A 19,811-nucleotide genomic window follows, 5' to 3' on the forward strand; every position below is an offset into this window, starting at 1 on the left:
AAGAAATGCAGCATGTATCGCATTTCTCATATGGAGTATTAATTTGGCACAAGTGATTCTGTTTGAACTGGCGCATTTTTTAAAGAGATGCTGACAAAATCGCCTGTTGTAAATCGTGTTGTAAATACCGATTCATGAATCGTCCATGTTTCTTGCTCAACTTCAACTGTGTAATGAATTTCATGTCCTTGGTACTGTACAAAAGAGACAATACCTTGCAGTCCATTTTGTTCTGGAGGCAGAAGTTGAAATTGTTCTGGACGAACGGGGTAAATGCCGTTTTCTTTAAAACTAATAGTTACCCCTAAATCTGGCCACACATTTTTCGGATCAATTGCAGGCACAAATTGATCGCTTCGCCACTCTCCTTTAACTAAATTGCACTTACCAACAAAAGTAGCGACAAATTCAGTTTCGGGACGTGTATAAAGAATTTCTGGAGGGGCAATTTGTTCTATTCGGCCTCTGTTCATGACGACAATTTTATCCGCGATAGCCAACGCTTCTCCTTGATCATGAGTTACAAAAACAATAGAAGCTTTTGTTTCTCGGTGCAACTTTTGAATTTCTTTGCGCATTTCCATGCGCAACTCAACGTCTAACGCACTTAAGGGCTCATCCATTAATAATAAGTTAGGTAATGGTGCAATGGCCCGAGCTAGTGCTACGCGTTGCTTTTGACCTCCTGATAACTCTGAAGGGTATCGTTCAGCCATTGAGTCTAATCCAACAAGTTTTAATACTTCGTTGATTCGTTCGTGAAGCTCTTTTTTTCCTTCTTTGATTTTGTTTGGATGATAGCTTAGTGGAAATTTCACATGCTCAGCGACCGTCATGTGTGGCCAAAGCGCGAACGATTGAAAGACCATGCCGATATTGCGTTTCTCCGGTGGCAACACTCGTCTTTTTGAAGCGAGCAAAAGCTCATCCATTTCAATCGTGCCGTCAGTCGGTCCCATAAACCCTGCTAATAATTTGAGTAACGTGGTTTTCCCGCATCCAGATGGACCAAGCACTGCGATAAATTCCCCTTCGCCGATTTCCAAATCAATGTCATGCAGCGCTGTAAAAGAACCGTATTTTTTTGATACATTGTTCACTTTAATCATTTGGTTTTCAGCACCTTTCTGTCCCAAAGCTTCCCTAATAGCATAAACAAGCCTCCACCAAACAAAATGCCTAGCACGAGTACCGTTGAAAATGCTGTTGAATACGTTGAATAACCCGCTTGTTCATAACCAAATATAACAACGCCCACTGTTTCAGATCCAGAAGACCACAGCAAACTCGATACCGTCAATTCTGTGAGTGCCATTAAAAATACAAGTAACGCACCGCTGACGATTCCAGGAAACAATAAAGGCAACAATATTTTGCGCCACTTTACCCAACCTGCTGCACCAGACGTTCGTGCTGCCTCTTCCATTGACGGATCGATTTGCAAAAATGCCGTGTAGCTTCCTCGTACTTGCAGCACAAGAAAACGTGTGATATAAGCGATAAATAGGATCCAGACCGTCCCGTAAATTCCAGGGTTCCATCCAGGTATTGGCTCAAGCCACATAAAAATCATACATAATGCAAACACTGTACCCGGAAGTGCATATGGAATGGTCATAAACAGTTCGGCTGTTTTCGTGCTCCAATCCGGATATTTAAAGCGCAAATACGCGACAGCCGTTCCGATTACTAAACAAACAAGCATCGTAAACAAGGCGAGCTGTAAACTATTTGATAAAGCCGACAGCGGCTTAGAATCTGTTAAAAAGACATACTCATAATTACGTAACGATAAATTTTCTAATTTGAACGGTACTCCGTAGGCAGAGATTAGCGATAACGCTCCCATTGTAATCAGTGGCATTAAGCTCGTCACTAATAGGAAAATCCATAACGATATTTCCAGGAACTTTTGTTTACCTGCCGACAAATAAATACGTGGTGTTGAATCACTTCTATTCGTTTCGTTAACGCGGCTACGACGTAACAAAAACCATTGCAACACCGTGCCCAATAATGCGATTACGCCAAGAATTACAGATAAAACAGCGGCACGAGAAAATGCAGATGGGCCAAATCCGACCACTTGCTCATAAATATACGTACTCAATACTCGAATATTTGCAGGTGTGCCAAGAAATGCCGGAATCCCAAAATTATCAAGATTAGATAAAAAAGCGATCAATCCACCACTAGCAATCCCAGGAAGCGCTAAAGGAAGAACGATTTTCCAAAACGTTCGCTTTTTCGATAAACCACTTGTTGCAGCTGCTTCTTCAAGTTCTCGCGGAATTTTCCTGAAAACGTTAACAGTAAACAAATACACAAGTGGATAATGGGATATTCCAAGAAGAAGAATGATCCCACCAATGCTGTATAAGTTTGGTGCTTGCGGTTCTCCTGGTAACCAAGATAGCATCGCTGTTACCGGACCAGAAGCACTAAAAAACTGTGTCCAAGCAAGTGTGGTTATATAAGAAGGAATCACAAATGGCAGGAAGATAAACAACTGCATGGCGCGTTTTCCACTTAATTGAACATATGCGACAATCCAAGAAAATAAGATGCCTAACACTAATGCTAATGTGGTTGAACCTAGTACGACGATAATTGTGTTTTTCACTGTTTTCCAAGTTGCTGGTTCTTTCAAAACCTCGGTGTAATATTGCATTGTTAGCGACCCGTCATCCACAAAACTCAACCAAACAAGTCGCAATACCGGTAGTAGAAAGAGCACGAAAATAACGAGCAGTCCTGCAATTTTATACAGATTCTTACTTTGAAAAAAGAGAGAAAAAGAGGAATCCCTCTTTTTTCTCTCTTCTGCCATTGGCGGTTTTGCTGTCATAGCACTAACTCCTCACATCGAAATTCAGTTTATTTTACTCTCCGAAAATCTTTCCGAATTTCGCTTTGTCATCGTTACGCGTTTCTAATAGCTCCATCGCTTCAGCATTTAAAATTGTCATTTCATCTAACGTTTTTAGCCCCTCAGGAGCTTCAACACCTTCACGAATTGGCGTATAACCTTGTTCAGAAGCTAACTTCTGACCTTCTTCTGAAAGGATAAAGTCGACAAACGCTTTAGATGCTTCTTCATTTTCAGTATTAGCGAGAATTCCTACCGGTTCTGTAATAACTGGTACTCCTTCTTTCGGGTAAATCAATTCGACTGGAGAACCATCGTTTTTAGCACGAGCTGCTAAAAAGTCGACAATCATCCCATAATTCTTCTCACCCGTTGCCACGCTTTCTAACACTGCTCCGTTACCTTGTGTGATCATTATATCATTGGCATTAAGTGCTTCATAAAATTCCCAACCCAAATCGTCTTGACGCGTAATTACACCTAAATTATAAGCTGCAGCACCAGAGTACAATGGACTTGGCATAACAGCCTGCCCTTTAGTTGCTCCATCAGTTAAACTACTCCAACTATCCGGCAGATCGGTCACTTCGTTTGTATTAACAATTAGACCAGTTGCCATAATTTTTGTGCCGGCATAAGTGCCATCTGGGTCTACAAAAGCATCATCGATTGATGCAGCTTCTGGAGATTCATAGCTGAGTAATAATTCTTCTGCTTTAAAATTTTCAAACGTTACCGAATCAGCTACCAATAAGACGTCTGCCTGAATATTGCCGCCTTGGTTTTCAGCTTGGATTTTTGATACAACTTCTTCTGTGCCTGAGCGGAAAATACTAATTTCAACATCTGGATTTTGCTTTTTAAAGGCATCTACCAATCCTTGCGCATCCGCATCTGGTTGTGAAGTATAAAAATCCAAAGTGCCTGAAACTCCTTCTCCTTCTTTTGAAGTATTTGAATAAGAATCGTTTTCCCCATCGCCACATGCAGCTAAGAACGTGGCTAAACACAATGACGCCGAACCAAAAAAGATTTTTTTCATCCCAATTCCTCCTCAAATTTTGTATCGGCCTTTGTTTTGTAGAAATGTTTATGTAAAGACTCTTTATTAGTATAGAACTAGTTTATAAAGCTATTGTTAAGTTAATGTTAAAGATTATTATCACAATCTCTAAAACATTTTCATCTTCTGGAAAGTTTACATACTTATTGTCTTATAAAGTAACTATAAATTGAGCAGCTAGCAAGGTCAAATATAAATTGAAATACTATTCAGTTTTCAATTTGTATTTGACCTAATTAACTTATCAAAGCTTTTGTCATCAAAAAAGCACCTTAACCCACAAGTTCAGGCGATCATACCTGATGGATTAAAGTGCTTATTATAATTATTTACTTTTAAGGGATGAGTAATTCATTTTAATTTACCGTTTGCTTTTTCTCGTTTAATTGAGATGAAAGCTCTTGGAACCACTCTTTATCATCTGTGGCGAGTGCTAAGTCGATCAAGAAGCTTAATTGTGCTATATCTTTATTTGCAGATTCTGGAATGCTATCAACTTGATGTATAGACATTGGAATGGTCATACCGATCATTTCCTCATTGTCGCTTTCTACCACCGTAACATTAACAGCTTCTTTAAGAACATCTAGGGAATCAATGAAACCGATAATTAGTTCATCATGGCGTGATTTCCCTTTTACCCAATCGCTTGTTTTTAAAATTGTTTTATTTGTACCCATATCTATACACCTACTTTGCATTATTTTTGTTCTCTACTTACCGAATTATGGATTCTTATTACTGTTTCCCTTATTCAACACTCGCAAACGCAATAAGCCATTATTCTAAGTTTTTCACTCATCAAGTAGAATAGTAATTTGCCTTTCCCTTTATATTTCTAAATAAAATAGGAAGAGAAATTTTCTCTGCTAAGCTTATTACTAGTGTTAATTTTACGTCTCTCTAGTTAGAAACTCAATTTATTTGCCTCATATTCGAGATATGTTCAATTTGAGAAAAAATAAAAACAACCTCTTGAACCATTTTAGGGTTCGAGAGATTGCAGCTATTTTAAGATCTAATTTCTTCAATGATATACGATTAAATTGACCAGTTAATCAGCATTCCTGCATGTGTTAAGCCGCCACCAAATCCATAGAGAAGCACTGTATCATTGGATTTCAGCTTTCCTTCCCGTAGTCCCTTATCTAACGATAACGGAATTGAAGCTGCAGAAGTGTTGCCATAGTACTCAAGACTATATATTGTTTGTTCAAGAGATAATCCAGTCCTGCTACAAATCGACTCGATAATTCTTAGGTTTGCACTATGCGGAACAAACCAATCCACACTATTTGTTTCGTATCCAGCTTTTTCTAATAATGCCGTTACTCCTTTAGGAACAGTGTTTACTGCCCATTTGTATACTTCACGTCCATTTTGATTGACGAAACCATTAACCTCTAATTCATTTCCAAACATTTGATTCGAAAGATCAGTGCAATACAAATTATGAGCTTGTTCTCCGTTCGTACCCATATGCGCTTCAATAAAACTTGGATTATGTTCATCAAATTCTACAAGAACCGCTCCACCACCATCACCAAACAAAATACACGTAGAACGGTCACTATAATCTAAAATTTTTGAAAAAGTTTCTGCGCCGATTACTAAAATCTTTTTGTTTAAACCCGCTGTGATTAAGCCATTGGCAATATGAAGTCCATAAGCAAATCCAGAGCAAGCTGCATTTAAATCAATAGCCCCTGTATTTTTAATACCAAGTTTCGCTTGAACAAGAGCAGAAACACTTGGAGTTTTAAAATCAGGAGTCATTGTACAGGCAATAATCATGTCTACATCATCTAGTGATTTCTTAAAACGCTCCTTTAAATTTTCTACAGCTTTCACACTAATATCACTTGTGAATTCAGTAGCAAGCGCTATACGACGTTCTTTTATACCAGTCCGTTGGACGATCCATTCATCGTTTGTGTCAACTAATTTTTCCAAATCGTGATTTGTCAGCCTCTTTTCAGGTACATATGAGCCGATGGCTGTAATTCGAGCTTTTGAAGTGTTCATGTGAATCGCCCCTTTATAGTGTCCTTCTACTATACTACCACCAACTATTAGTAATAGGTACTAATATTCGCTTGAAACAACTTTTAAAATATTTTTGATTTCGTTAATAAAATACTGACAATTCAGTTTATTTGTTTTATAATAAACTAAAAAATGGAAAAGGAGTTGATTAAATGAAAAAGCTATTACAATTACTTATCGCTGTATTTTTAGTCTTGTCGCTTGGACCCCTGTCTGTCTCCGCAGAAAACAATCATGGCAAGGATCTATTGGTGTCATTAGGTGATTCTGTACCTTACGGCTATAATTTAGGTAAGAATAACAATCAGCCTTCTAAAGCAGCATTTCCTTACTTAATTGGTGAAAAAGCTGATTTACGAGTCCGCAACCTCAGTGCTTATGGATGGCAAACCTCTGATTTATTGACTGCAATAGAAACAAATAAAAAATATCAAAAAGCTATTCATCACGCTGATTACATTACAATTACAATTGCCGGAAACGATTTTATTGAGATTTTACGAGCAGCCAATGCAGAAAGTGGTGGAGACTCTGATTTGTTTAAATTTCTAATTCAGCAAAAGTTATCTACCAGTAAAGCTTTTAATAACTTAGCGGAAATCATTAACGAAATACGAACATTAAGTGATGCTCCGATTGTATTGTATAATATGTATAACCCATTCCAAACAAATGATCCGTTACACAATATCGCTAATCTTTTCTTGCCTCAAGTTAATGCTACTTTTGCTGAATTAGCCCATAACTTTAATGATGTTCACATAGCTGATGCTTATAATGCGTTTGGCAACAATCAAGAAAAGTACGTATTGCCACAAGACATCCACCCTACCAAGGCTGGTCAAAAAAAATTGGCTAAAATCGGTATAAAGGCATTTCACGCCGAGCATGTAACCCATCATTAAGAGACATTTAAAAAAAGCTGTAGCTCCCGTTTTGGGGCTACAGCTTTTTTAAGTTAACATGAGAAGGACTTTACAACTGGTGGGTTATCGTATATTTTTTGTAGGTTAAAGGATATAATTGAGTTTGCTTGAAATAATTTATGAGGTGATCAGTTTGAGAAGTGGAAATCCAAGTTTAAAGACCGAAGCGTTTGAAAACTTCAAGAGTAAAGATGCGGGCCGAAAGATGACCATCCAAGGCACCGTTAATAAAACATTTATTTTGCTTTTGCTATTACTCGTAACATTTGTTTATTCTTGGAATCAGTTTGTCAGCAATCCAAATGGCGTATTGCCACTGATACTGGTTGGAGCAATTGGAGGACTTATTGTTGGGTTAATTACGATTTTCGTCCCCAAAATATCGCCTTTTACAGCGCCGGTTTATGCATTATTAGAAGGCTTATTCCTCGGTGCAGTATCTGCGCAATACGAAGTTCAGTATGGAGGCATTGTGTTCCAAGCCGTGTTGATCACTATCGGTGTGTTATTGAGTTTACTAGTTGTTTATAAGTCTGGCTTAATCAAAGTAACGCAAAACTTCAGACTTGGCGTTGCTGCAGCTACAGGAGCTATTTTCTTAGTTTATATCATTTCGTTTATTGGCGGATTTTTCGGTTTTAACATCCCTCACTTACATGAAGCGACACCATTGGGCATTGCCATTAGCGTCGTTATCGTTATCGTTGCCGCTTTGAATTTAGTGTTAGATTTTGATTTCATTGAGAATGCTGCCGAAAAACAAGTACCGAAATATTTCGAATGGTACGGAGCTTTTGGATTACTTGTAACATTAGTTTGGTTGTACCTAGAAATTCTTCGTTTGCTATCAAAAATTCGCAGCAGGTAACTCTAAAACGTCCTTCCGGGCGTTTTTTTGTTTAACGAGTTTAACTGCTTAATCTCACACTATAATGCCTCATGCTTTTCGGAATACCTTTTATTTCGAACAAGCCCTTTAATACTAAGCACCTTATGCGGTATTCTAAATATCCATCATTAATAAGATGTGGCGAGCGAAATAGAATTTCCCCAATAACTTTAGCTGTTAAAATAAAATCAGTTTTTCCATACTGGCTATGTAATTCTTGAACAAAGTCAATAATTAACGAATCAAAATAATCATCATGGACGTTTTGAATGGTTTCCTTTTCGATAACCCTAAGGTTGCCTCTTTGCTTTGATAGTAAAAGCCACTCATTTTCTAACTCCCTTCTTTTTTCAGCGGTCAAAGGTTCTCCCAGTTTTGTTGTATAAATCTCTTCAAATTGTTCTGGCGCGACTTCTCCAGAATGTCTTAAATCAACTTGAGGCGATTTAGTAGAATAAATGGCTTGAAATGCTTTTGTCGTATTTATAACATACATACAATTTTTCTTTTCTCGTAAAAGATACAAGAAATATCGAAGTGCAATTTGTTCATCTGAATTTGTCGCTGTCCACAAAATAATAGGGAGAGAAGATGGGATAGCATTGATTTGATCTATCGTTTTTGATATGCGGTTACAATACTCTTCTTCCAAATAATCCATATCATAATTGATATTGTTAACTAGCCAATCATAACGTTTTACCCTTCCTTCTTCCGTATGCAAATCCCAAAGGGGGCCTACCGTGAAAAAATCTGGAAAACCAATAATTTTATTTTCGTAATGTAAACCAATACGCAATGAACCTGCTGATGATTCACCGCAAATAAGGTGCACCGCCTTATTTGCACCTTCAAATTTCTTTTCTTTTTGCAATTCTTGTCGCACTTCCTGAGACAGTTCTAATAATTCTGTTACAGTATAGCTTTGAGAACCAGCTTCTTGTTTTAGAAATTCTATTCTGTATAGTATATTCACTAATAAACTTTTAGCTTCACTGCCACTTAACTTCTCAATTTCTACATGTAAATTTTCCATTTTCGCTATCAACTCTTTCGCTAATTTAATAAGTAAGCATATTCTGTAAATATCTCATATTTTACAGGATATGTCTAAAACATGTAAAAAGCACTTCCTATTCGCTATCAATAGGAAGTGCTTTTTCAAAATTAACTTATTTAAAATCACGGTCAAATTACGCTCGTTTAGTCTTTTCTCCTGCTATGTATAAAGCAGCTTTTTCCAATTTGTACTGCTTATATCCCTCAATATATTCCTTGTACATCCCCAAATATGTTTTCGCAAGCTGATTCTTTTTTCTTCCTTTGTTAATCATTGTAGTCATCTAAATCATCCTCCTTAGTATGGTTAACCTTTTGTTTTGTATCTGTTAAAGATCATGCAATGATTATTTACAATCAATCGATGAATTTTTCATATGTAGAATTTTTGTGAAATGGGATTACTTGAAAAATTTCTTCTGGGCATTTCTTGGATAATTGATACAAGTTATAAAATACTTCTTTTGTTATCTCATATCGTTGCATACAATTTGGCAAATCACGTATTTTTTTTGAAGCCTGTTCAAACCGTAGTTCATTTATATCGACCCAAAAGGTTTGAATCCGTTTTTGTTCTTCTTTGTCTTTATCAATTAGTACTTCTCTTGTTAAGCGAGCAAAGCAAGTGATATAAGTATTTCCTTCTTCAACATGAACATCTTTAGACTTCAAAAAGAAGTAATTGACCCTTTCATGTGGCAAATACAAAACTTGTTCCATTTTCTCTACTCTCCTTTGAACAACATACTGTTCTCCTCAAGCGTGCGAAGCGAATCTGATAGACGTATAGCAAAGTGTTCGGGCGACTCATGAGATGTAATCCGCAAACAAAACATTCCTCGTTCTGTCGACATTTGCTGCGAATAACTGCTAGGAAAATATAATGGGTGTTTGATCAGTTCGTTAATAAACACCGGTAACTCCTCAGGAAGGAGAAAAACTTCAGCTCGATTGATGGCTTTATCATAAGCACTAGTCATTTCATAAGTTACCGACAAGTCTAATGACCAATGTACAAACAACTCAGAACTTGTTTGAACTTTGACCTCTCGTCTTTTCTCCAGATGCCATACATCATCATAAAATTCCAATTCTCCCCCTAATAAACTGCTGATCGTTGCTGTAGTCTTTACTAGCAAATTAGTTTCTACCATTCTATCCACTCCTTTACACGCTATGAGAATAGCGCCTACATGTATACCCAATTCCATCCAGCTAATCTCATAGTATAACGATGACTACTTCATAAAAATTGTGTACATTGAAAATTCAGTCAAAAAAGTTTTAAAGTAAACAGAAATACTTATTTTAATATTTAATAAATAGCCCTTTATTACCTAATTAACTTTATTTAAATCTTTTCAACTTATATTTCCGATACATTCAGACTATAATACAACACAAAATATGTAAAGTGTTATAGAATATTCTTTTAATTCTGACTAATTAATTGTTTTACTCATATAATTTTTATACAAATCATCGTATATCTAATTAATTTTATACACTATTATCTCAGATAACAATATTTTATAAAAAATTCCATTTAAGCAGAAAATTAGTATAAATTTCAACTATTAAGATTCAGCAAACTTCTCACTCCTGTATGTATTTGCTGGTATTTTTTAGCTTTTCTGTTGTATTTTCATAACGAATTTTTACTAAAAATAAAGAGAAGGTGCAAAGTAATTTGCACCTTCTCTTTATAAAATTTCTTTTATAATTTAGTCATCATACATCTTCTTTCTATTTTCCAGTTGCCGAATGTTTTACTAAAATAAGGTAATCTTTAAATTTCCTCAACTAATTTTAAAGTCTTATTACCATTCATATGGGTCTATATTAGAATTATCCCCATTAGAATGTATATTCCTGCATTTACTTTTCGCGATTTTTTCGTTTGTACGGCCTAATCCGAACTTTCTCTTGATCGCTTTCCCAATACCCCTTTTTCAACTTCGATTCAATTAGTTTACGCGCTTCTTTTATACAAACTTCCTCCGAAGAAAATTCTTTTGTATTCAGAGAGCCTTGACTCCCTATTTTTCCATATAAAACGATAAATATATTACCTTGCGCTTTTATTTTCCAAAACTTATTGGAGTAGGCGGTTATACACACTAACGACTTTTCCACTCGACTTCCTCACTTTTACTCAAACTAGTTAGCATTATTTCCGATACATTTTATTGTAAAATAGACTTTTGGTCGCTCCGACTCAATTATATAACCATAAGCTAGATTGCTTTAAAATTTATTTCGTTCTTAAATTTGAAGATGTGCTCGGAAATGCGGTACCACAAACTCTCCTAATTCCTGTATCACTTCATCCAACGGACGGTGAATATTTTTTACTGACAAAATAACGTGATTAACTCCAATTTTCTCGAGTGCATATAGATAATCAATTAAAAATTTATGCCCTGATGTAAATCCAAGTTTAATTGGTACTGGACTTGGTGGTGCATTTGGTTTTTCGGACAAGTTAATTACTAGAGGTTGCGAAAACGGTTTAAATTCATTGGTTGCTGTTCTCCATTGCTGAATTAGCTGCTTTTGTCGACTAGCCTCTTGACCATAAAACATCCAGCCATCTGTATGTTCTGCTAACCACTCAATTGTCTGCCCAGAATAACCTGTCCCTAAAATCGGAATATTTTTTAACTGTGGTTTTGGAATAACATCTCCTTCAGTTAACCCAACCCGTGCAGATTGTATAGTAGGAAAAGACTCTTTCCAAGATTTTCTCATTACATGAATTGACTCTTTAAATAACTCATTTCGATTTTCTCTATCTACTTTAAACGCAGGAAATTCGATTGGCCGGTCCCCTGTCGCAGCACCAAATAAAAAACGCTGACTCGACAATGCATCTAAAGATGCAGCCGATTTAGCTAAATGAAGGGGATGACGTAAAGTCGTAATTACACTGGCGATTCCTAAAGCAATTTCTTTTGTATGCGCACTAGTATAAGCAAGAAGTTGAAAAGGATCGTGTATAACTCCTGTATCTCCAAAGTTCGGATCAAAAAGTGGCGAATCCCTTACAAATAAAGAAGCAAAACCAGCTTCTTCTGCTTGTTTTGCAAGCCTCATTTGGTAGCTTATATCCATTGTTTGAGAATTGTCGTTAGCCGTTTCAAAAGGAAACGAAATTCCGAGCGTTAATTTATTTTCTTTAAACGTTCGTGCAAACCCATTATGAAATTGAAAATTGTTCACGTTTGTTCCACCTGACTGTTGTATTGTTTTAACTAACATGGATAATAACTATCCACATTAGAATAGCAGTGTCGTTAATTAAAGTAAATATTTCTGATTGGAGACTCTTCATAAAAAAACTTACAAAACCTGTATGATTGAAAAGAATATAAGTTGTTACTTTTCTGGAACTATCTGCGCAAGCAAACGTATATAGTACTATACAACTCAAGGAGGTCATCCAATGTCGAAGTACTCTATTCACCAATTTGTTCAAAAAACAAAACAAGACGAAAATGCTCGTGAATTTTTCGAACTCGAAACAGATCGTCTTTTAGAAGTGAATTTGAATGGGCTTGTTTGGGCAAAAGCCGGCTCTATGATTTCTTACGAAGGCAATATTAAATTTGAGCGTGAAGGCATGCTCGAGCATGGACTTGGAAAATTTGTTAAAAAAGCTTTCAGTGGTGAAGGCGCACAATTGATGAAAGCACATGGTGAAGGTAAACTTTATGTTGCTGACAGCGGCAAAAAGATTACCGTATTAGATTTAGAGGGAGAAAGCATTTACATCAACGGGAATGATCTTCTTGCTTTTCAAGATGGTTTATTATGGGACATTAAACTCATGCGACGTGTTGCCGGAATGATGGCTGGTGGGCTGTTTAATATTCGATTAGAAGGTGAAGGGCTTGTGGCTTTTACCTCTCATTACGAACCGCTCACTTTACTTGTGACGCCTGACAAGCCTATTTACACTGATCCAAATGCAACAGTTGCGTGGTCAGGTAGTTTAGAACCTGATTTTGTGACAGATATTCAATTGAAAAGTTTGTTTGGACGAGGAAGCGGCGAGTCCGTACAGATGAAATTTTCCGGAAATGGATTTGTTGTGGTGCAGCCTTACGAGGAGGTTTATCAAGCTTTGCAGAAATGACTTTCGCCTTGTACTATAATGCATTTAAATTATTTACAGAAAAAAGGTTCTGGATTAACTACCAGAACCTTTTTATATGTCTTAATTAGTTTCTTTGTTAGGCCATTTCTAAAATTAGAAACACAAAAACCGTTAACTAAACGGACCTTATTCAAAATCGTACGTTAAGTCCCATTGCTTACGAGCTTCATCCATTAACTCCATCACATTTTCCGAAAGAGCTAAAGTCCAACTTTCTTTCTTATGTACTCCCAAATCTTCCATAGCCTCCACCTCATAGCGAAGAGCTCTCTCACTTTCTCCCGCTTTAATCGTTTCGATAGCACCATCTGATGTATATGTGACGGTGGCCTGGTCTGCTCTCGGGAAATTGTCTACTGTTATGTAACCTTTATCTCCTGCGATAATTGCACGTATTGGGAGATCTGCTCGCAAAGCAAGCGTTACAACAGCCAATTGACCTTGCTTATTTTTCATCACGATTGCTGATTGTTCATCTACCCCGGTATCGTGTTTCTTTACAGTCGTAAACAGTTCGGTTGGATGACTAGATAAAAAGTAACGTGTGAAGGTCAATGCATACGTACCAAGATCCAATAAACCTCCCCCCGCTAAATCCGGATTAAAAAAACGGTTAGTTGGATCATCTTCTTTACAGCTACCAAATGTTACATTAATCATGTTCACATTGCCAATATCACCCGCAGCGACTCGATCCTGTAACTCTTGGTAGATCGGCATATGATAGATGGTCATAGCTTCCATTACAATTAAATTTTTGGACCTTGCCAACTTCATAACTTGCTTTAACTGACTTGTATTCATCGTAATCGCCTTTTCACAGAGCACATGTTTGTTCTTGTATAATGTCGCTAACATAATATCATAGTGAAGGTGATGAGGTGTTGCGATATACACAATATCAATTTGCTCATCTGAAAGCATACTGTCCATACTTTCATAAACGTGTTCTACACCTAAACGTTCAGCGAAAGCTTTGGTTTTTTCATAATTTCTGCCCCAAACGCCAAACACGTGACCATTCACGTCATGAATCGCTTTCCCAAAGTCTTCAGCTATATTACCTGGTCCGATGATACCCCAATTTAATCGTTTCATCTTTATCTCCCTTTCTCATTTTTTCTGGCGAGAGTTAAAGTCTTGTTCAATTTCTTTTTTCCAGCTGCGATTCATTTTTTTACCTGTTCGAAAAGAACTGATAGCTTCACTCACCACATCATAGTTAAGTTGGGTGCCTTCAGCGTCTGCATGATAATTAACCGCAAAATCTTCTCCTACTCCGAACTGTCTTGCGGTTGCGACGGCATCGATATTCGCTCCAAGAAAGATAAACTCCCAATTTGCCGTATTTTTCTGCATCGCAATCATTTCATAAATTTTTTTATACGAGTATTCACAGCTGGAATTTTCCATACCATCTGTCGTAATAACTACCAATACCCTGTCTGCCCGTTGTTCTTGCAAAGTGCTTTTTTGCACATTGCTTATTTTCTGAATGGTCGAACCGATCGCATCAAGCAAGGCTGTCATTCCACCCACTTGGTAATCCTCTTCAGTAATTAGAGCAACTCCTGTTACCGGAATTCGATCATGTAGCAACTCAACTCTCTGATTGAACAATACCGTCGTGACACGAACTTCTCCGGGTAGCTTCCGTTGTTTTTCAAGCAATGCATTAAATCCACCAATTGTGTCCTTCTCTAGCCCCGCCATCGATCCACTTTTATCAAGAATAAACACCAATTCTGTCGTTTCATTTCTCATCATACATTCCTCCTTAAGTTTTCTTTACAACTTAAGGATATGATTTTCAACACGCAAATGGGTCGCTAGTAAAGCGACATTTTACGCACCAAGTAACACTTGATCAAAAGCGAACAAAGCCTCATTTATTTCATAAATATTGTAGTTTTTCCGCTCAATAAAATACAGAATAATTAAATCAAATTTATGACTTTTAGATAACCTATACCCAGCTTTTTCAAGCAATTCCTCCGTTTCCAAAAGATCTAGCTCGAGCGCTACAGCAAATGCAATTATAGTTTTTTTCATCGGTGTATAATTAGGCGAATTGCGTATTTTAGAAAACAGCTTTCGGTCAATATTTGCTTTTTTATACGTTTCAATGTCCGTCATGCCCTTTTCGTCTATAAAACGAAACAATCGCGCTGAAAAAGATTCATCCAAATTCCCTAACACGTCATCTAAACTAATTTCAATCTCAGGACTATAGAAGACATGTTCGTTGTCACTTTTTTTGCGATACCGCATATCTTGTTCTTCTAGTATTCGAACTTCATTTTCATCAATAAAAGCCGCAATCGATTGATAACGGTTTTTGCTGATTCCGAAAGACCTTTTATCGAACACTACGAGATAGATATGCATTTCATGGTCCGCTAAAAATTCTTCAATGGCAGAAACCGCAATTTGTAAAGCAGGCTCTTTTGGATAGCCGAAAATTCCAGTAGAAATAAGCGGAAATGAAATTGACTTACAACCAAGCTGATGTGCCAGTTTAAGCGAATTTCCGTAACAACTTCTCAGCAATTGTTCTTCGTGATTTTCCCCACTTTGCCAGACAGGACCAACAGTATGAATGATGTAGTTGGCATCTAATGAAAAGGCTTTTGTCTGCACCGCACTTCCTACGTCACAATGACCAATTTGATCACAAGGTTCTTGTAAGGCATGAGACCCCGCAGCAGAAAATATGGCCCCACATACTCCGCCCCCCATCTTCAAACTAGTATTCGCCGCATTGACAATTGCATCGGTTTTCATCTTTGTAATGTCATTTCGTACAATTTCGAATGGCATGCTTTTCCCCCCTTGACTCTTTTATCCTGACGTTCTTAATAATTTTCATCCCTACTCTATAGTTTATTAATTGTTGATAACGTCGACTTTGCTTTTATTATCCTATGACAAATAAAAAAACCTAACAAACCACACTATATTTGCGTTACAGTTAAATTAAGTATTTTATTTCTATCTATTAAACTTTTATTTAATTATACCTTTATTGCAGAGGAGCAACCTAATGAAAAAAGGTGTCATAATATATGAAAGCATCATGTTCGTTCTCATCTTAATTTCTATCTTTTTTGCTTTTTCAGAAGATCAAAGCTTTATCCTACTTGACCGAATCATTTGGGGGATTTTTGTTATTGATTACACCGTTCGATTATTCAATGCAAAAAACAAATGGACCTATGTTAAAAAGCACCCATTTGAATTGATCGCCATTATTCCGTTCGATGCTCTCTTTAGAGCTGCGCGTATTGCCAGATTGTTGCGATTGGTTCGCTTAATTGGCATTGGTTCGCGGTACATGAAGCCCGTATACAAATTATTGAAAACGAATGGCTTAGAAAAAGTATTAATTGTTGCGCTCATTCTTTTATTTCTGATTCCGATTCCTATTGTTATTCTAGAACCATCAATCGAAACTTTTGCGGATGCATTGTGGTGGGCTGTTGTCACTACCACAACTGTTGGATATGGAGACTTATCACCAGAGACCCCCATTGGTCGTATACTTGCGGTTGTTCTTATGATGGTCGGAATCGGGATTATCGGTACTTTAACCTCTTCTATCACAAGCTTTTTCAATAAAGAAATCGCTAAAGGACACGAAAAAAAACTTCTTGATATCCTTAAGACTATAGAAGAGGTTGATATGTTATCTAAAGATGATATAGAAATGATTAATCTTTACATTAAACGAAAAGAAGCTACTAAAGATACTGGTAGCGATGCAAAAGAAAAAGGTTCAATCCAAGAGTAACGAACTTGGGTTGAACCTTTTTTCACTATAAACCTGCCTATGGTAGCCAGCCTTTCTCAAAGCCGTTGAACTCAGTATAATTATAAATTTTTTCAAATTGGTGAAAGCTATAGTTTTCCATATATTGTTTTACGTAAACATTGCCACTTTGTTTTAACAATTGATTACGCTCATGCAGTTTCCCTAAGAACCGCTCTGCAGGAAGTTTTACGCCTTTTTGAGAATTTAACGTTGAAGAGGTTAAAACAAAATTCCACAAGTCATCGCTATGAACAAAACTCCAAGGTACAAAATGATCTACCGCTATTGTCCGTTGCGCTTTCACTAATGGTTTTTCTGTATAAAAACAACTGTGGCCTGAGTGCTCCACAATCAATTGTTGAAATTGTTTTAACGACTCGCGTTTTGTAATGTTCTCAATTTCATGCAACAAAATACCTTGAGTTAAATTCGGATTTTTCTTTTCTAGAAACTTTGCCATTTCATAATTGATAAGCTTAAAAAGGATTGTTTGGTACTTCAGTAAAAATTCATAACTTCCTGGGGTCAGCACTATTTTACGACTTTTTTTAGAAAAACCGTAAAATAGTCCGTTCGTATCGGCATACAACGCACCTACTACATATTTACGCAAAATACTAACCTCGATACGATGAATCAATTCATTTTGGTGATTTTTTTGTAGTCCATCAAAAGAAGCCCCTTCTGGAATAGCAAACTCTAATTTGAACTCCATTAAACCCTTCTCAATACTCGTTTGGTATCCTTGAGAATAGCCATTTCGAACAACTAAATTCCAGTACAGTCTGGCAAAAGATTCTGCCAATTGATTAAAACTCAGCTCAAATTCATCATTAGTCTTATAAAGGTTCTCAATAATAGCTCTCAGCAATACATACTTATAAGAAGTTGTTTTTACAGCCTGAGATGATAACACCTTCATGCATAGAGCCCATAGCTGATCAGCTGATACAGTTCTATATGTGGCTACTCCTTCTTTTAACTTCCATCCTTCTGCCACCGCTATTTCACCTCATTCTAAATGTAACCAAATTCAAATAATACAGCTACTTTATAAAGTTACTATTATTTTACAGCATTAATGATATCAATTCTCTAGTGCACTTGCAGAAAAACTTTGTTTATAGTAAGATTTTCTAAGAATAAATTATATGCATCTGTATAACCCTAAGGATATGGCTTAGGGGTCTCTACCAGGAACCTCAAAATCCTGATTACAGAAAACGATCCGTTCGTTTTTTGTAATCAGGATTTTTTTGTGTTTTTAACAAACCTTGATTCGATTACAAATGCAAAGAAGAGAGGAAGCGTTAGAAGCAATGAATTTAAAAGTGTATATTTTAGCTTTATCCACAGTGGCTGTGGGACTTGTCGAACTGATTATCGGGGGAATTTTGCCGACAATCGCTGCAGAGTTTGATGTATCTCTAAGCTCTGCCGGACAATTGATTACTGTATTTGCGATGATTATTGCCATCGCTGGCCCTGTCTTACTTGTGGCAACAAGTAAATTTGAACGAAAAAAAGTGTATTTGATTGCCATGTTTATCTTTTTTCTTGGAAACATCATGACTTATTTCAGTCCTGATTTCACGTGGATGATGATCGCGCGTGTGTTGACCGCTGCAAGCACTGCACTCATTGTCGTCTTATCGCTCACCATTGTTGCAAAAATTGTTGAGCCACCTTACCGCGCAAAAGCAATCGGCTTTATCTTCATGGGGATCAGTTCTTCATTAGTTCTTGGTGTGCCAATTGGAATTGTTGTTTCAGACTTGTTCGGCTGGCGTGTTATTTTCCTTGGCATCGCCCTACTTTCCATCGGATCAATGGTTTTGATTGCACTCTATATTCAGCCAATTGCCGGTGGTACAGCAGTTCCACTTAAACAACAACTAAAGGCCGTTGCAAGTGCAAAAATCGGTTCTGCGCATCTCGCGACAATGTTTATGTTAGCCGGACATTACACGGTCTATGCTTATTTCACACCGTTTCTTGAAACTATTCTTAACTTAAATTCATTTTGGGTTAGTGTCTGTTACTTGCTATTCGGTATTGCAGCAGTTAGTGGTGGTGCAATCGGTGGTGCGTTATCCGATTGGATTGGGTCGAAAAAAAGTATCATCATTGTCATTTCAACTTTTGCCGTTTCCCTGTTTTTATTACCACTTACAACATTCTCGTTAGTCGTGTTCTTGCCTGTAATGGTCATCTGGGCAGCCCTTAGCTGGAGTTTATCTCCGCCGCAACAAAGCTACCTAATTGAAATAGACCCAGCTACTTCAGACGTTCAACAAAGTTTTAATAACTCAGCTCTTCAAGTTGGTATTGCTCTAGGTTCTGCAATTGGTGGTATCGCATTAGCGCAAACCGGATCAATTTCCAGCATGCCTTGGGTTGGCGCTGTTATCGTACTTATCGCACTTGGTTGTGCCATATTCTCATTAACACGACCGGCTATTGTACGAAACCATAGTCAAACTACTAGTCAAAACTAATAGTTAAATTACACAAAGCCTAATAAAAAACAGGAGTGAAACCTTTTAGTTTCATTCCTGTTTTTTTTGCATTTACTTCACTTTTATTATATAAAAACTATGTTTACTGGTCTAACAATTTATCAAGCGCCGGCCCGTCCACGTGCTAGGCGAAGGGATAAGACAGGCGTTTTTCCTGGCTTATCGCGAAAGTCATGCCCAAAGCGACCGAAGCGTTTCCAGACCTCATTCAAACTTCCACACGCCGCATATTTTTCTGAGCTCCCTCTTTACATCCCTCTCCACTTCCTCTACACTATACCCATCGGGAACAACCCGAACACAAAAACCGCATACCGTTTTCTGCACTAGGGGTGCCCACTTTGGCTGAGATGCAAGCGCAAGCTTCGATCCCTCAAAACTCGATCAGGATAATACCTGCGTGAGGAAGTGCGGCGCATTTCTGAAATAATTCCTTTTTTGATTATTTGTAGACTATGGCTGCATCTTCA

The 19,811-nt window shown here is 37.2% G+C and carries 20 protein-coding genes and 2 riboswitches; of the genes, 5 read left to right on the plus strand and 15 right to left on the minus strand.

Going from position 1 to position 19,811, the window contains the following annotated elements; all coding sequences use genetic code 11:
- Positions 1 to 38: 38 nt before the first annotated feature.
- The 5 genes from GPDM_RS01695 to GPDM_RS01715 form a co-directional block, all read right to left on the minus strand.
- Positions 39 to 1,109 carry an ABC transporter ATP-binding protein gene (locus GPDM_RS01695; protein ID WP_008428315.1) on the minus strand — a complete coding sequence of 357 codons (1,071 nt, stop codon included), beginning with the start codon at positions 1,107 to 1,109 and terminating at the stop codon, positions 39 to 41.
- Positions 1,106 to 2,848 (minus strand): ABC transporter permease, encoded by a 1,743-nt coding sequence (locus tag GPDM_RS01700; protein WP_008428316.1) that lies wholly within the window; start codon positions 2,846 to 2,848, stop codon positions 1,106 to 1,108. The genes GPDM_RS01695 and GPDM_RS01700 overlap by 4 nt, the downstream gene beginning before the upstream one ends.
- Positions 2,849 to 2,882: 34 nt before the next feature.
- Positions 2,883 to 3,911, minus strand: coding sequence for an ABC transporter substrate-binding protein (locus tag GPDM_RS01705; RefSeq protein ID WP_008428318.1), 1,029 nt, complete (start codon positions 3,909 to 3,911; stop codon positions 2,883 to 2,885).
- Positions 3,912 to 4,288: 377 nt separating this feature from the next.
- On the minus strand, positions 4,289 to 4,612 hold the full coding sequence (locus GPDM_RS01710; protein ID WP_008428320.1) for an IDEAL domain-containing protein: 324 nt from the start codon (positions 4,610 to 4,612) through the stop codon (positions 4,289 to 4,291).
- Between the two features lie 361 nt (positions 4,613 to 4,973).
- Positions 4,974 to 5,957: a ketoacyl-ACP synthase III gene (locus GPDM_RS01715; protein WP_008428322.1), complete on the minus strand. Its 984-nt coding sequence runs from the start codon at positions 5,955 to 5,957 to the stop codon at positions 4,974 to 4,976.
- 173 nt (positions 5,958 to 6,130) lie between these two features.
- Between GPDM_RS01715 and GPDM_RS01720 the strand changes: the two genes are divergently transcribed.
- The gene (locus GPDM_RS01720; RefSeq protein ID WP_008428324.1) at positions 6,131 to 6,883 is read left to right on the plus strand and encodes a GDSL-type esterase/lipase family protein; all 753 of its coding nucleotides are present in this window, start codon (positions 6,131 to 6,133) and stop codon (positions 6,881 to 6,883) included.
- Between the two features lie 154 nt (positions 6,884 to 7,037).
- The gene (locus tag GPDM_RS01725) at positions 7,038 to 7,772 is read left to right on the plus strand and encodes a Bax inhibitor-1/YccA family protein (protein ID WP_008428325.1); all 735 of its coding nucleotides are present in this window, start codon (positions 7,038 to 7,040) and stop codon (positions 7,770 to 7,772) included.
- 40 nt (positions 7,773 to 7,812) lie between these two features.
- Here the strand turns inward: GPDM_RS01725 and GPDM_RS01730 are convergent, their stop codons facing one another.
- From GPDM_RS01730 to GPDM_RS01750, 6 genes are all read right to left on the minus strand, one after another.
- Positions 7,813 to 8,829, minus strand: coding sequence for a DUF1835 domain-containing protein (locus GPDM_RS01730; RefSeq protein WP_008428327.1), 1,017 nt, complete (start codon positions 8,827 to 8,829; stop codon positions 7,813 to 7,815).
- Between the two features lie 157 nt (positions 8,830 to 8,986).
- Positions 8,987 to 9,136, minus strand: a complete 150-nt coding sequence (locus GPDM_RS16695; protein WP_008428329.1) for a hypothetical protein — start codon at positions 9,134 to 9,136, stop codon at positions 8,987 to 8,989.
- A 73-nt stretch (positions 9,137 to 9,209) separates the two neighbouring features.
- Entirely contained in the window at positions 9,210 to 9,572 is a 363-nt protein-coding gene (locus tag GPDM_RS01735) for a hypothetical protein (RefSeq protein ID WP_008428331.1), read from the minus strand.
- 5 nt (positions 9,573 to 9,577) lie between these two features.
- Complete coding sequence (locus GPDM_RS01740) at positions 9,578 to 10,006, minus strand: hypothetical protein (RefSeq protein ID WP_039862739.1); 429 nt, start codon at positions 10,004 to 10,006, stop codon at positions 9,578 to 9,580.
- Positions 10,007 to 10,730: 724 nt separating this feature from the next.
- Positions 10,731 to 10,988, minus strand: a complete 258-nt coding sequence (locus GPDM_RS01745) for a WGR domain-containing protein (protein WP_008428335.1) — start codon at positions 10,986 to 10,988, stop codon at positions 10,731 to 10,733.
- Positions 10,989 to 11,117: 129 nt separating this feature from the next.
- A complete protein-coding gene (locus GPDM_RS01750) occupies positions 11,118 to 12,074 on the minus strand; it encodes an LLM class oxidoreductase (protein WP_008428337.1) in 957 nt (318 codons plus the stop codon).
- Positions 12,075 to 12,297: 223 nt separating this feature from the next.
- On the opposite strand from GPDM_RS01750, the gene GPDM_RS01755 reads away from it, so the two are divergent.
- The gene (locus tag GPDM_RS01755; RefSeq protein ID WP_008428338.1) at positions 12,298 to 12,990 is read left to right on the plus strand and encodes an AIM24 family protein; all 693 of its coding nucleotides are present in this window, start codon (positions 12,298 to 12,300) and stop codon (positions 12,988 to 12,990) included.
- Between the two features lie 147 nt (positions 12,991 to 13,137).
- On the opposite strand, the gene GPDM_RS01760 is transcribed toward GPDM_RS01755, so the two are convergent.
- From GPDM_RS01760 to GPDM_RS01770, 3 genes are all read right to left on the minus strand, one after another.
- On the minus strand, positions 13,138 to 14,109 hold the full coding sequence (locus GPDM_RS01760) for a Gfo/Idh/MocA family protein (protein ID WP_008428341.1): 972 nt from the start codon (positions 14,107 to 14,109) through the stop codon (positions 13,138 to 13,140).
- 15 nt (positions 14,110 to 14,124) lie between these two features.
- Complete coding sequence (locus GPDM_RS01765) at positions 14,125 to 14,775, minus strand: vWA domain-containing protein (protein ID WP_008428343.1); 651 nt, start codon at positions 14,773 to 14,775, stop codon at positions 14,125 to 14,127.
- 81 nt (positions 14,776 to 14,856) lie between these two features.
- The gene (locus tag GPDM_RS01770) at positions 14,857 to 15,831 is read right to left on the minus strand and encodes a macro domain-containing protein (RefSeq protein WP_008428346.1); all 975 of its coding nucleotides are present in this window, start codon (positions 15,829 to 15,831) and stop codon (positions 14,857 to 14,859) included.
- Positions 15,832 to 16,054: 223 nt separating this feature from the next.
- Here GPDM_RS01770 and GPDM_RS01775 point away from each other — a divergent pair, with 223 nt between their 5' ends.
- Positions 16,055 to 16,801, plus strand: coding sequence for a potassium channel family protein (locus tag GPDM_RS01775; RefSeq protein WP_008428347.1), 747 nt, complete (start codon positions 16,055 to 16,057; stop codon positions 16,799 to 16,801).
- A gap of 37 nt (positions 16,802 to 16,838) precedes the next feature.
- On the opposite strand, the gene GPDM_RS01780 is transcribed toward GPDM_RS01775, so the two are convergent.
- Entirely contained in the window at positions 16,839 to 17,822 is a 984-nt protein-coding gene (locus GPDM_RS01780; RefSeq protein ID WP_008428349.1) for an HNH endonuclease domain-containing protein, read from the minus strand.
- 137 nt (positions 17,823 to 17,959) lie between these two features.
- Positions 17,960 to 18,059: riboswitch (purine riboswitch) on the plus strand.
- Between the two features lie 82 nt (positions 18,060 to 18,141).
- On the opposite strand from GPDM_RS01780, the gene GPDM_RS01785 reads away from it, so the two are divergent.
- Positions 18,142 to 19,320 carry an MFS transporter gene (locus GPDM_RS01785; RefSeq protein WP_008428351.1) on the plus strand — a complete coding sequence of 393 codons (1,179 nt, stop codon included), beginning with the start codon at positions 18,142 to 18,144 and terminating at the stop codon, positions 19,318 to 19,320.
- 339 nt (positions 19,321 to 19,659) lie between these two features.
- Positions 19,660 to 19,765, plus strand: a riboswitch (TPP riboswitch).
- The last annotated feature ends 46 nt before the right edge of the window (positions 19,766 to 19,811 follow it).

This window comes from Planococcus donghaensis MPA1U2 (genome assembly GCF_000189395.1).
Taxonomy (GTDB): domain Bacteria; phylum Bacillota; class Bacilli; order Bacillales_A; family Planococcaceae; genus Planococcus; species Planococcus donghaensis_B.